The organism is Streptomyces sp. NPDC002787, assembly GCF_053592095.1.
This window is the reverse complement of the sequence record NZ_JBSFVC010000011.1, coordinates 39,557-51,982: the sequence shown is the minus strand read 5'-3', so window position 1 is coordinate 51,982 and position 12,426 is coordinate 39,557. Positions and strand designations below refer to the sequence as shown.

The window sequence follows — 12,426 nt, the reverse complement described above, 5'->3', positions numbered from 1 at the left end:
CTCCGCCGCCGCACCCCATCCATCACGACCCGAGGAGAACCCGATGACCGATCGCCCCGAGGGTGCGCCGGCGCAACCGCAGCCACAGGACCAGCCGTCCCCGTCCCCGGCCTGGCCGCCGCCGGCGCAGCCCGGCCCCGGGGCCCAGGTACCGCCGCAGGCGGCCGCGCCCCAGCCGCGCCCTGCCCTGCCCGCCGCACCGGCCGCACAGGCCCAGCCGCAGACGCCGACACCGACCCAGGCGGACATACCGCTCCAGCCGCAGGCACCCACCCAGGCGGCGGCCCCGAGCGCCTACCCCTACCCCCATCCGCAGTCCCCGGCCGGCTACGGCCCCCCGGTCGCCCCGATGCCCGCCCAGGCCAACCCGTACGGCCAGCCGCCGGGCGGTTACCCGCCGCACGCAGCCCCGCCCACGACGGGCGCCGGCGGTCGCGCCGTGCTGTGGGCACTCGTGGGCGCGGCGGTGGCCTCCGCCGCCTGGGCCGGCGGGGTCTTCCTGCTCGGCGACGACGACACGGCGGCGGACCTGCGCGGCTACCGGGCCAAGTCCAACCTCTGCTCCTCGGTGGACTACTCGTCGTTCCAGAACGAGTACCCGGAGGAGGACACCGCCCCCGTGGACAACGCACTGGAGCACGAGGCCCTCGACCAGAGCTACTGCAGCATCTCCCTCAAGAAATCCTCGTCCTCCACCCTCTCCGACGCGTACTTCTCGGTCCAGGTCGACCTGCACAAGAAGACCGACCCCGGGCCCGAGTTCACCGCCCTGTGGTCCGAGTACGACCAGCGCTACGACGACTACGACGTGGACGAGGTCACGGGCTTCGGCGACGAGGCGTATCTCGTCACCGAGGACACCACCTCCGGCGACGACACCAGCGGCAGCCGGTCGGCCACGCTCGCGGTGCGCGACGGCTGGATGACGTACGAGATGCGCTGGAGTGCCTACGGCTCCACCTACGACGACGTCACCATGCCGGAGGTGGACGACGTCGTGGAGTGGCTCAAGAACGACACCAACGCGACGCTGGACAACCTGCGGGAGTCCGACGGGATCTAGGGCCCTTCCGGAACACCGGGGACGGACGGAGGCGGGGCGCGTACGCCACCGCCTCCAGCCCCTCTCGCACCCGAATCGGCTCAGTCGCCCTTCGCCTTGGCGTAGTCCTGTGCCATCTGGCCGGCGAAGTCGTACAGCAGTACCTGCTCGTCGCCGACGACCCACGCGTCATGTCCCGGCGGGCACACGAAGGCGTCGCCCGGTCCGACCTCGCCCTCACCGCCGTCGTCCATGCGGATGTGCATGCGTCCCTGGACGACATAGCCGTTGTGGTGGATCTGGCAGGTCTCCGTGCCCGCGATGGGGGCGACGGACTCGGACCAGCGCCAGCCGGGTTCGAAGGTGGCCACGGCGAAGTCGAGACCCGTGAGGTGGACGGCTTCGAGGTGACCCCGTGGGAAATCGCGCCGCTCATCCGGCTTCTCGACCGTCTTGATCTCCAGCATGACGGCTCCTTCCGTTCCGACCCACCTCCCCATCGTCCGCCTGTCAAGCCGGGGCCGCCAACCGGGGGAACGCCGCCACCGGAGGTGCCGGGGTGACGGGAGCGCCGTGTAATGGGGGATGCGGGAGATCGCTCCCGCAAAGGAGAGGCGATGCGAGCGAGTCGTTCCGGTGGGAAGGGCGGGGACGAGGCCGCGGTGGGCCGGCTGCGGCGGCTCGGCCAGTGGTGCGCCCGGCACTGCGTGGTCGTCATCGTCGCCTGGCTGGTCGTCCTCGCGGCCCTGCAGGCACTGAACCATGTCCACGGCGGGGACTACTCGGACGACTTCTCCCTTCCCGGCATGCAGTCCCAGGAGGGCCTGGACGTGCTGAAGGAGCACGATCCGGCGGCCGGCGGCTACAGCAGTCAGATCGTGCTGCACGACAAGGACAAGGCCCTGACCTCCCTCGGCTCCCAGATGACGCAGACGGTCGACGACCTGCAGAAGCTGCCCCATGTGCTGTCGGTGCAGAACCCGCTCACCGCACCCGCCACACAGCCCTCGCAGTCGTCGGACCAGTCGCAGCAGCCGAACGTGGGGCCCCTGTCGTCCGACCAGAAGACGGCGTACATCACCGTCCGCTTCGACGTGCAGCCCTCGACCCTCGAGGACAGCTATCTCGACGGCGTGGACGACTCCGTCCAGCCGCTCCGGTCGGCGGGCGCCGAGGTCGAGTACGGCGGCCCGCTCGGCGAACTGGCCCGTCCCGCGGCCGACGACCGGGTGAGTGAACTCATCGGGTTCGCGGTGGCGGTCGTCGTCCTCCTGGTCGGCTTCGGCAGTGTGATCGCGGCCGGACTGCCCCTGGTGACCGCGCTGCTGAGCGCGGTGGGCGGACTCGCCTGTCTCGGGCTGCTGGCCGCCGCGTTCACCTTCGCCACCGTCTCCCCGACCCTGGCCACGATGATCGGCCTCGGCGTGGGCATCGACTACGCCCTGTTCCTGATCACCCGTCACCGGCAGGACCTCATGGACGGCGCCGACCCGGCGCACGCCGCCGGACACGCGGCGGCGACCAGCGGCCGCGCCGTCCTGGTCTCCGGCTGCACGGTGATCATCGCCCTGGCCGGGCTGTACGCGTCCGGGGTGAGCTTCATCGGCAAACTCGGACTCGCGGCCGCCGTCACCGTCGTCTCGGCGGTCGCCGGCGCCCTGACCCTGGTCCCGGCCCTGCTGGGGCTCATCGGCCGACGCATCGACCGCTGGCACGTGCGCAAGCCGGTCGCCGAGACCGGCGCCGAGGAGGGGGCAGAGGAGGGGGCCGCGATCCAGGGCACCTGGCACCGGTACGCCCAGCGCGTGGAGCACCGGCCCTGGCATTTCCTCGCTGCCGGCGTCACCACGATCGCGATCCTGGCGATCCCCGTCTTCTCCCTCCAGCTCGGACACATCGGCGACGGCGCCGACCCCACCTCCTTCACCGACCGCCGCGCCTACGACCTGATGACCGATGCCTTCGGGCCCGGCTCCAACGGCCCGCTCACCGTCGTCATCGACCAGACCTCCGTCCCGTCGTCCGACCGCCAGACCCTCCAGAGCACCGCGCAGAAGAACCTCGACGCGGTGGAGGGAGCGCACGCGGTCACCCCGCTGTCCGCCACCCAGGACGGGGACGTCCTCGTCGGCACGGTCTACTCGGCGAAGTCCCCCCAGGACGCCGACACCACGGATCTGGTGAACCGTCTGGTCGACGACACCCTGCCCGCCTCGGTCGCCGGTACCCAGGCCGAGGGATACGTCACCGGCACCACGGCCTCCCAGGTCGACTTCCGCGACATCGTGGCGAGCCGACTGCCCCTGATCATCGCGGTCGTCGTCGCCCTGGCCTTCCTGATCATCCTCATCGTCTTCCGTGGGCTGCTCGTCGCGTTGAAGGCGGCGGCCCTCAACGTCCTGTCCATCACCGCCTCGTACGGTGTGGTCGTCGCCGTCTTCCAATGGGGCTGGGGCGGCCCCGCCCTGGGGGTCTCGGGCAAGGTGCCCATCGAGAGCTACGTCCCGATGATGATGTTCGCCATCATCTTCGGCCTCAGCATGGACTACGAGATCTTCCTGCTCTCCCGCGTCCACGAGGCCTGGCTCCAGTCCGGCGACGCGCGGGCCGCCGTCGCCCATGCCCTGGAGATCACCGCCCGCGTCATCACGTGCGCCGCCCTGATCATGGTGAGCGTCTTCGCCGCGTTCATCATCAGCGACAACATCGTCGTCAAGATGCTGGGTCTCGGCCTCGCCGTGAGCGTCCTCATCGACGCGTCCGTCGTACGGCTGCTCCTCGTCCCGGCGGTGATGACCCTCCTCGGCCGTCATGCCTGGTGGACCCCGCACTGGCTGGACCGCGTGCTGCCGCACATCGACGCGGAGGGCAGGACGGCCGAACGGCCGGTCCCGCAGGGGCAGGACCGGCCGCTCAGTAACTGACTTCGTTCACCCACAAGGAAGTTGACGGGAGATCAGAAGGTCAGCTTCCAGCTGTTGATGTAGCCGGTGTCGAGGCTGGCCACGTCCTGGACCCGCAACTTCCAGGTGCCCGCGGCGGTTTCGGAGGAGGCGTCCACCGTGTACGTCGCCTCCACGTTGTCGGCCGAGTCGGACGACGAGGAGTTCTTCAGCCGGTACGCCGTGCCGTCCGGGGACACGAGGTCGACGACCAGGTCACCGCGCCAGGTGTGGACGATGTTCACGTCCACGGTGAGCGCGCTGGACGCCGCTCCGGCCCGGTTGACGTCGATCGGGGAATCCACGGTGGAGTTGTCGGGGATCTGGTAGTCGGCGGTGTTCTCGAACACCGACTGGTTCCCCTCCTCGTCCACCCGCCAGGCGAAGCCCGCCGTACCCCTCTCGCCGGCCGCGTCCGTCACGGTGACCGTAGGCGTCCAGCTCCCGGCCGTGGTCGGTGTGCCCGAGACGCGGCCCGTGGCGCTGTCGATGGACAGCCCGTCCGGCAGACCCGTGGCCGCGTACGACAGGGCGCCGGCGTTGGTGGAGGACGCCTGGACGTCCAGCGTGACGGCCTGGCCGACCAGGGAGTACTGGGCGGCCGGCGGGACGACCGTCACCCCGTCGAGGATCCGGGAGCCGACGTTGATCGCGGCCCAGGCGTTGGCGGTGTTGTTGTAGGTCACCGAGCCGAGCCCGTACAGGTCGGCGGCGGCCTGCAGGGTGGCGGTGCGGGCGCCCGCGTAGTTGGTCGTGGACGTCATGTACGTGGTGAGCGCCCGGAACCAGATCTTCTCGGCCGCGTCCCGGCCTATCGGGGTCACCGGCAGCCCGTCGAAGGTCGGCGAGTCGTAGGAGACGCCGTTGACGACCTTCGCGCCGCTGCCCTCGGAGGCCAGGTAGTACCAGTGGTTGGCCGGACCCGAGGAGTAGTGGACGTCGATGTTGCCGAGCGTGGAGGACCAGTAGTCGCGTGAGGAACCGTCCTTGCTGGGCCGGTCCATGTAACGCAGAGGCGTACCGTCGCCGTTGATGTCGATCTTCTCGCCGACCAGGTAGTCGCCGACGTCGTTGGCGTTGCCCGCGGCGAACTCCACGGCGGCGGCGAAGATGTCGGAGGTCGCCTCGTTCAAGCCGCCCGACTCACCGCTGTAGTTGAGTTTGGCGGTGACCGACGTCAGACCGTGCGTCATCTCGTGCGCGGCCACGTCGATCGAGGTGAGCGGGTTGGCGTTGCCGGAGCCGTCGCCGTACGTCATGCAGAAGCAGGAGTCCTGCCAGAACGCGTTGACGTAGTTGTTGCCGTAGTGGACCCGGCTGTACGGCGCGACGCCGTCGTTGCGCAGGCCGTTCCGCCCGTGCACGTTCTTGTAGTAGTCCCAGGTCAGTGCGGCCCCGTAGTGCGCGTCCGCGCCCGCGGTCTCCAGGTCGGCGGTGGTCCCGTCGCCCCAGATGTCGTCGGATCCGCTGAACAGCGTGCCCGTCCCGGACGAGCCGCGGTTCAGGTTGTACGTGCGGTGGTTGCCCCGGTCCGCGTCGGTCAGCGTGAACGACGAGCCGGACTGGCTGGTGCCGAGGGGGACCGTGCCGCTGTAGCGGGTGTTGCCCGTGCCGGTGTGCACGGCCTCGTACTCGAACAGCTTCTTCCCGGTCTGCGCGTCGGTGATGACGTGCAGCTCACTGGGTGTGTCGTCGTGCTGGAAACCGCTCACGACGGTCTCGTAGGCGAGGGTCGGCGTGCCCTTCGCGGCCCAGACGACCTTGCGGCTGCTGTCCGGCGCGGTCTTGGTGGACCCTTCCTCCTTCGCCGCCGCGAGCGCCTGCTTCTCGGCGGTGGCCCTGCTGACCTCGGCGCTGAGGTCGCTCACCTTCAACTCGGCCTTGCGGGCCCGGGTGACACTCTCGATCGCACCGGACTTCGCGGCGTGGACGATGAGGTCGCCGCCGAGGACGGGCAGGCCGGCGTAGGTGCGCTCGTACCTGGTGTGCACGGTGCCGTCGGCGTCCTTGACGACGTCACGGACGCGCAACTCCTCCTGGCCGCCCAGCCCGAGGCGGTCGGCCGTCCTGTCCGTGGCCTTCTCGGCCTTGCGGATGAGGGTGTCGCGCTGCGTGGGAGTGAGCTGTGCGGGCAGGGCCCCGCGGTCCGGTTTCGCCGCCGCCGCGGGACGGAGGGTGCCTTCTCCGCCGTCACCGCCTGCGACAGCCGGGGCGCCCGGGACGGCGACGGCGAGTACCGCCGCCGCGACGACGAGGGCGGCCGTGGCCGTGGTACGTCTGTGGGGGGTGGATCTCACGCGAACTCCTTTGCTGCGGCCGACGTTGGACGAGCGGCCGTACGACGGACCCGGTGCACGGGTCGAGGCACCGGGTGGTGCAGGGAGTACTGCGATGCGGGTGCGCGTGCGCCGTCGTGAGACGGAATGCGCACAGAGTGACAGACGTGCGCGGGCTATGTCAGGGGCATATCAAGTCTTTGGCCGGAAAGTGTTCGATCACCGACCGCCGGTGACCAGGCGGTTCCCGGCGGCGGCCCGCACCTCGGCGTCTTCCATCGGATCGGCCCGGAGCTGAACCAGCCGCTCTCGCACGTGCGGCAGATCGGGTGCGTGCGCGATCCCCAGCAGCCGCGCGTTCGATTCGCAGTCCCACAGCGACTCGGTGTACGCGAAGTCGAGTCCGGCCGGCGCGACCGCCGCCAACGCCCTCAGGTAGTCGGGCCGCTCGTACGAGTGCGGTGTGCGCAGCCAGAGCCGGCGCAGCGCCGGCGCCGCGTCCGCGCCCGCCTCGCCGAAACGGGCGATCCCGGCGGCCGGCACGCAGGGACCGCACCACTGGTGTGCCGTTTCCAGCGCCGAGAGCTCCGCCAGCAGTACGGGCAGGTCCTGGGCCGTACCGTGTTCCGCCAGCACCTGGATACCGATCCACGACAGCCAGGACCGTCCGTCCACCGCCCATGCCCGCGCCTCGGGCACGGCGGGCGTGCCGAGCCGCGCGACCGCCGACCCGAGCCCCGGCAGGGGCAGTTCACCGTTCGCCTCCGCAAGGCCGGGGACCAGCGGGATCAGCGCCGGCTCCGGCGGACGCCCGGACAGGGTGCGCAGGGCCTGGATCTTCAGGTGCCTGGCGGACGAGCCGTCGGCGAGGACGTCCAGGAGCCGACGGCTGCTCGGGCCCACGTCGAGTGTGTGCGTCCGAGGCGAACGAACAGGCCCGCCCGGTCCGGCCCCAAGCCTCCACCGCGCCCAGGGATCGGAACGCCACAACCGGGGCTCGTCCCCGCCCAGGCGGTGCCGGGCGACCTCGGCCAGATCGTCCCACCACTCGACGGGCCAGGCCTTCGCCACCGACTCCAGCACATCGGCCCAGTGCTCGCCCTCGCGGACGTACGCCCGCAGCCCTTCGCGGGCCTCGACCGACCCCGCCAGGGCCAACAGCTCCAGGATCCCGGTGGCCCGCTCGCAGTTGTCGCCGTCTCCCGTCAGCAGGTCGAGGACCGGAGCGAGGGCCAGCCCCAACTCACGGATCAGGCAAGCGAGATAGACAGCGCGGTCGTCCACCGCCGTGTCCCACCGCCAGTCCCGCCGCACGACCGCGTACACCGGCTCGGCCGACGTCCCCGCCTCACCGAGCGCCCGCAGCGCCCCGAGCCCCCGGCCCCGCTGCAGCAGCCCCTCCAGGGAACGGGGCGAGGCATAAACCTGGTCGTCCGCGGACACGTCAGCCATCCCGCGAAGCCTGCCGGAGAGCCCGCCCTCCTGACCACAGGTGGCCCGGCCCGTTGCCGGGCGGCGGATGGAGCCGGCGCCCCGCGCCACCTCGGCTCACCGCAACGCGGTGTGCGTCACGGCTTGAGGGCGAGGCCGCCGTGTTCGGCGATGACCGCCGGGGCGGCGTCGGCGGGGTCCGGGCGCCAGAGGGGGACCGAGATGACGCCGGGGTCCAGGAGTTCCAGGCCGTCGAAGAACGAGGTGATCTCCTCGACGGTGCGCAGGTTGTACGGCACGGCGCCGCTCTCGTTGTACCCGTCCTGGGCCTGTTCGAAGACCGGGTCGATGCCGCGCGAACCGTCGTTGATGGACAGGTAGCTGCCGGACGGCAGCGCCCCCATCAGGTGCGTCACGATGGAGCGTGCCTGGTCGTACGTGGCGACATGGCCCAGGATGTTGCTGAGGATCAGCGCCGTGGGCCGGCCGAGGTCCAGCGTCTTGGCGGCCGCCTCCAGGATGCGGTCCGGTTCGAGCACATTGGAGTCGACGTAGGCGGTCGCCCCCTCCGGCGTGGAGTAGAGCAGGGCACGGGCGTGCGCCAGGACCATCGGGTCGTTGTCGACGTAGACGATCCGGGTCTCGGGAGCGATCCGCTGGGCGACCTCATGGGTGTTGTCCGCGGTCGGCAGGCCCGTACCGACGTCCAGGAACTGCCGTATGCCCGCCTCGGCGACCAGGTACGTGATGTTGCGGCGCAGAAACGCCCGGCTGCTGCGGGCGATGGTCACGATGCCGGGGAACACGGCGGTGTACGCGTCGCCGGCCTGCTCGTCGACGGGGTAGTTGTCCTTCCCGCCCAGCCAGTAGTTCCAGATACGGGCCGAGTGCGGCACCGAGGTGTCGATCTTCTGTTGCGCCGCCGGTCCGGGCGCCGTCGCGTGGTCGGTCATGTCTACCGTCCGTCTTTCAGCCGAAGCGAGGTCTTCCAGGCACAACTTACGTCCCGACACCCTTGCCCCGTACGTCAGTTCACATTTCCGGTGAGTCCGAGCAGGGGTCGTAACTGCCTGGGACGCCGGGCACGGCGCCGGCGTACGGGCCCCCGCTCCACCGGAGAGATGGTTCGGGGCCTCTCCGTCGCCACTGGCCGCACCCGCCCGGCCAGGTCGCACAGGGAACCGGCCTCCCGGGATCGGACCACGCACAGGACCATCCCGACGGCGTACAGCTGAGTGAGTGTCAGCGAGTCGAAGGCGTGGGCGAGCGGAAGGGAACCGATCACCAGGAGCAGCCCGCCAACAGCACGACGGCCACCAACGGCAGGGTGAGGATGGTGATGTGCGACCCCATCTCGGCCCGGTGCCGCTCGTCGACGAACCCCCGCGGTCACCGGAGCCGGTCGACACCGGTGGGAGATCCCCGCAGGAGGGAACTTCTTGGCTCGAACAGGCGTCCTTCGAGTTGAGGCTGGACACACCTGGTGTGCGATGGAAGTGAGTTTCCATGACGACGAACGACCCGACCAAGCTTGAGACCACCCTGGCCGACGGCCGGCGCATGACCCTGTCGCTGCCTCCGACGGACGCCGGATGGGCCGCCGACGGCATCAAGGCGCTCCGCGTCGTCCCGCCCACGCACACCGGCCGAGGAGAGGAGCCCCCGGCCCTCCCCGAGCGTCCCGCGTTGCCCCTTGAGGTGGCCCTGCTCGGCCTGGGTGCCTAGCCGACGGCGCGGCCTGTTCGTGGATGAGGAGCCGGCCGAGCACCGACGTTTCGGCCGGTATCTCATGGCCCTGGAGGCCGTCGCCGAGGAGGACGAGGTCGGGCTGGTGGCAGCCGTTCTGCGGGACGAGGACGCGACGATGGCACAGAGCGCGGTGGTCCGCCACATCGACCGCCGGGCCGCCCGGACGCTGACCGAGTCCCGGTTCACGGCCTGGGCCGACACCCTGACCGGCGTCGTCGCCGAGCGTGACTTCCTCGCCGGCCGCCTGCGGGAATGGACCCTGCTCAGCGCGATCACCCTGGGCAGACCCTGGGCCCCCGAGGAACTGACCACCGCATCCGACTGGTGCCAGCGCAAGGCCACGAGCGGGCAGTTCGCCGTTCCGCCCGAGGCCCTCACCCTGCTCGCCGAACACGGACGGACCCGCCGCGTACGCAACGCGGCCGTCCTCCGCTCGTCAGCCTGGCCGACCGGCGGATGTCCCGCTGAGGCCCCGCCCGCACGGTGAGCAGCCGGGCGCGCGGATGCCGTGGCGTCCCCCCGTCCCCCCACCCGGTGGCCGCCCCGCGCTACGGCCCGGCCCGGCCGCCGGAGTTGTAGACGGAGATCTCGGTGAGCGTCGGGGTGTACTGCTCCGTCGCGAGCTGCCCCGTCAGCGCCACGCGGAGCCGGGAGGTCGTGATGTCGCCGAAGCCGGTCACGGTGAGGTCGTGGCCGATGCCGGAGTCACGGGACGCGAAGGTGACCCACCGGCTGGTTCCGGCGTCCCACCGCTGCAGGTCGAACGACCGCACACGCGGGTTGGTGCCTGAGTCGGTGTACTCGTCCAGGTAGACCTCGTCGAAGGTGGTGTCCGCGCCGAGGTCGATGTCGAGGATGATGGGGTAGGTGGCGTCGTCGGCGGCGGCCCAGCGGGTGGTGAGGCTGCCGTCGGTCAGCTTGTCGGCGGTGAGTGTGCCGTTCGCCCCGGGGTGGGTCGAGCTGGCGTGGCCGGTCTGCCGAAGGCCAGGTCGACCCGGTTGGAACGCCTCGGCAGGGAGCTGGAGTTGCGGGACCGGCCCGAACTGGGGCCGCCCAAGGAGTACGTCGAGGAGTTCGACTGATGTCCAGTGATATCCAGGACCGCGACTTCGCCGTCGGAACCGAATCCGCCGACGATCTCGCGGACTAGGGGAAGGGGGCGCACATGCCCGACGGATGGGAGTGGGACAGCACGCTGTTCCGGGGAAGCGCGGCCCACTACGAGCGCGGTCGCCTTCCATACGCACAGGGCTTCGCCGACACACTGGCCGACGCGCTCGGGCTGGACGGCCGGGGGAGACTCCTGGACGTCGGCTGTGGCCCGGGCATCGTGCTGCTCCCGATGGCGAGGTTCTTCACGGAGGCCGTCGGCGTCGACCCCGACGAGGACATGCTCGCCGAGGCCGAACGACAGGCCGGCCGCCGAGGGGTGACCAACGCGCGCTGGGTGGCCGCCCGCGCCGAGGATCTGCCGGCGGGGCTGGGGGAGTTCCGGGTCGTGGTGTTCGCCCAGTCCTTCCACTGGACGGACCGCGATCGGGTCGCGGCCACCGTGCGGGAGATGCTGGAGCCGGGCGGCGCGTTCGTCCACATCGGCGACCTCAAGGACCCGCCGCCCGAACCGGCACCGCTGCCGTCGCCCGCGCCGCCGTACGACCGGATCGGTGACCTGGTGCGCCGCCATCTGGGTCCGGTGCGCCGTGCGGGGCAGGGACGGCTCGTCCACGGCACGCCGGGCGGCGAGGACCGCGTCATCGTGCGCGCCGGCTTCGATCACTACGAACGACATGTCGTGCCCGCCGGGCAAGTGGTCACCCGCACGGTGGACGACATCGTCGCGTGGACGTTCTCCCACTCCGCCTCCGCGCCGCACCTGTTCGGCGACCGACTGCGGGAGTTCGAGCGGGATCTGCGTGCGCTGCTGGAGCGGGAGGCCTCGGACGGCCGCTTCGCGGAACGGCTTCCGGCGACCGAGATCAGGATCTGGCGGAAGCCGCGCGCCTGAGCCGCCGACGTCCGGGGCGGGCGGTTGCAGGGCTCGCCCCGCGGGCCGACGGTCACCGTCGAGGGGACTCGGCCGGTGCGGTCGGTCGTACCGCGGTCAGGGTCTCGGTGATCAGGTGGATCACCTGGGGGGCCTGGTCGACCAGGTAGAAGTGGCCGCCGGGATAGGTGTGCGTGGTGAAGGGGCCTGTGGTGTGCTCCTGCCATGCCTGGACGTCGTCCAGAGGGGCCTTGGGGTCGGTGGTGCCGACCAACGCCGTTATGGGGCAGGTCACTTGGTGGACACGGGCGGGGCGGTAGAGCTCGGCGGCGCGGTAGTCGTTGCGGAGGGCGGGCAGGATCATGCGGAGCATCTCGTCGTCGCCGAGGACGCGGCTGTCGGTGCCGGCGAGTCGTTTGATCTCGGTGAGGAGCGCTTCGTCGCCGCGACGATGAATGTCCTCCTCGGCGCGGAAGCGCGAGGGGGCGCGCCGGCCCGAGGCGAAGAGCATCGCCGGTACGACACCGGCCTCTCGCTCCAGGAGGCCGGCCAGTTCGAAGGCGAGTGACGCGCCCATGCTGTGGCCGAAGAGGGCGAGGGGACGGTCCGCCTCCCGGAGGACCAACGGCAGGAGCCGGTCGGCGAGTTCGGGGATGGTCTCCACGCACGGTTCCAGACGCCGGTCCTGACGTCCCGGGTACTGCACCGCGAGCACGTCGATCCGTGGCGAGAGGGCCTGGGAGACGGGGAAGTAGAAGCTCGCCGACCCTCCGGCGTGCGGCAGGCACAGCAGTCGTACGGCACTGTCCGGGGCGGGGTGGTAGCGGCGGATCCACAGATCCCTGTTCTCGGTCTGCACGGTCACCTGGTGGCTCCGGAGGCTCGGGGCTGGCGGTCTTCGGACGCTAACAGCCGACGGTGGGCGGCAGGTGGCGTCGGCCCCCTGACCCCACCCCTAACCTCCGGGGGCGAGGTCAGGGGTGTTGCGGCGCGGCCGTGATC

At 71.1% G+C, this 12,426-nt stretch carries 10 protein-coding genes and 1 pseudogene; 5 read left to right on the top strand and 6 right to left on the bottom strand.

Going from position 1 to position 12,426, the window contains the following annotated elements; all coding sequences use genetic code 11:
* Positions 1-43 precede the first annotated feature (43 nt).
* The gene (locus ACWD26_RS16790) at positions 44-1,063 is read left to right on the top strand and encodes a hypothetical protein (protein WP_451270626.1); all 1,020 of its coding nucleotides are present in this window, start codon (positions 44-46) and stop codon (positions 1,061-1,063) included.
* A gap of 80 nt (positions 1,064-1,143) precedes the next feature.
* Here the strand turns inward: ACWD26_RS16790 and ACWD26_RS16785 are convergent, their stop codons facing one another.
* Positions 1,144-1,509 carry a cupin domain-containing protein gene (locus ACWD26_RS16785; protein ID WP_451270624.1) on the bottom strand — a complete coding sequence of 122 codons (366 nt, stop codon included), beginning with the start codon at positions 1,507-1,509 and terminating at the stop codon, positions 1,144-1,146.
* Positions 1,510-1,659: 150 nt separating this feature from the next.
* Between ACWD26_RS16785 and ACWD26_RS16780 the strand changes: the two genes are divergently transcribed.
* Complete coding sequence (locus tag ACWD26_RS16780) at positions 1,660-3,966, top strand: MMPL family transporter (protein WP_451270622.1); 2,307 nt, start codon at positions 1,660-1,662, stop codon at positions 3,964-3,966.
* Between the two features lie 32 nt (positions 3,967-3,998).
* Here ACWD26_RS16780 and ACWD26_RS16775 read toward each other — a convergent pair whose 3' ends face one another.
* From ACWD26_RS16775 to ACWD26_RS16765, 3 genes are all read right to left on the bottom strand, one after another.
* Positions 3,999-6,281, bottom strand: a complete 2,283-nt coding sequence (locus ACWD26_RS16775; RefSeq protein ID WP_451270620.1) for a M4 family metallopeptidase — start codon at positions 6,279-6,281, stop codon at positions 3,999-4,001.
* Between the two features lie 198 nt (positions 6,282-6,479).
* Positions 6,480-7,712, bottom strand: a complete 1,233-nt coding sequence (locus ACWD26_RS16770) for a hypothetical protein (protein WP_451270619.1) — start codon at positions 7,710-7,712, stop codon at positions 6,480-6,482.
* Between the two features lie 116 nt (positions 7,713-7,828).
* Entirely contained in the window at positions 7,829-8,644 is an 816-nt protein-coding gene (locus tag ACWD26_RS16765; RefSeq protein ID WP_451270618.1) for an SAM-dependent methyltransferase, read from the bottom strand.
* A gap of 553 nt (positions 8,645-9,197) precedes the next feature.
* Between ACWD26_RS16765 and ACWD26_RS16760 the strand changes: the two genes are divergently transcribed.
* Both ACWD26_RS16760 and ACWD26_RS16755 read left to right on the top strand, forming a co-directional pair.
* Complete coding sequence (locus ACWD26_RS16760) at positions 9,198-9,416, top strand: hypothetical protein (RefSeq protein WP_257537018.1); 219 nt, start codon at positions 9,198-9,200, stop codon at positions 9,414-9,416.
* Between the two features lie 19 nt (positions 9,417-9,435).
* Positions 9,436-9,927: a hypothetical protein gene (locus ACWD26_RS16755; RefSeq protein WP_451270616.1), complete on the top strand. Its 492-nt coding sequence runs from the start codon at positions 9,436-9,438 to the stop codon at positions 9,925-9,927.
* Between the two features lie 61 nt (positions 9,928-9,988).
* Here the strand turns inward: ACWD26_RS16755 and ACWD26_RS16750 are convergent.
* Positions 9,989-10,393 (bottom strand): annotated as a pseudogene (locus ACWD26_RS16750) (discoidin domain-containing protein); the annotation flags it as partial.
* Between the two features lie 212 nt (positions 10,394-10,605).
* Between ACWD26_RS16750 and ACWD26_RS16745 the strand changes: the two are divergent.
* Positions 10,606-11,445, top strand: a complete 840-nt coding sequence (locus ACWD26_RS16745) for a class I SAM-dependent methyltransferase (protein WP_451270614.1) — start codon at positions 10,606-10,608, stop codon at positions 11,443-11,445.
* Positions 11,446-11,497: 52 nt separating this feature from the next.
* Here the strand turns inward: ACWD26_RS16745 and ACWD26_RS16740 are convergent, their stop codons facing one another.
* Positions 11,498-12,289 carry a thioesterase II family protein gene (locus tag ACWD26_RS16740; protein WP_451270612.1) on the bottom strand — a complete coding sequence of 264 codons (792 nt, stop codon included), beginning with the start codon at positions 12,287-12,289 and terminating at the stop codon, positions 11,498-11,500.
* Between the last annotated feature and the right edge of the window lie 137 nt (positions 12,290-12,426).

Coding starts and splice junctions, on each gene's coding strand:
- ACWD26_RS16745 (WP_451270614.1), top strand. CDS start 10,606: ATGCCCGACGGATGGGAGTGGGACAGCACGCTGTTCCGGGGAAGCGCG.
- ACWD26_RS16765 (WP_451270618.1), bottom strand. CDS start 8,644: ATGACCGACCACGCGACGGCGCCCGGACCGGCGGCGCAACAGAAGATC.
- ACWD26_RS16785 (WP_451270624.1), bottom strand. CDS start 1,509: ATGCTGGAGATCAAGACGGTCGAGAAGCCGGATGAGCGGCGCGATTTC.
- ACWD26_RS16790 (WP_451270626.1), top strand. CDS start 44: ATGACCGATCGCCCCGAGGGTGCGCCGGCGCAACCGCAGCCACAGGAC.
- ACWD26_RS16760 (WP_257537018.1), top strand. CDS start 9,198: ATGACGACGAACGACCCGACCAAGCTTGAGACCACCCTGGCCGACGGC.
- ACWD26_RS16770 (WP_451270619.1), bottom strand. CDS start 7,712: ATGGCTGACGTGTCCGCGGACGACCAGGTTTATGCCTCGCCCCGTTCC.
- ACWD26_RS16780 (WP_451270622.1), top strand. CDS start 1,660: ATGCGAGCGAGTCGTTCCGGTGGGAAGGGCGGGGACGAGGCCGCGGTG.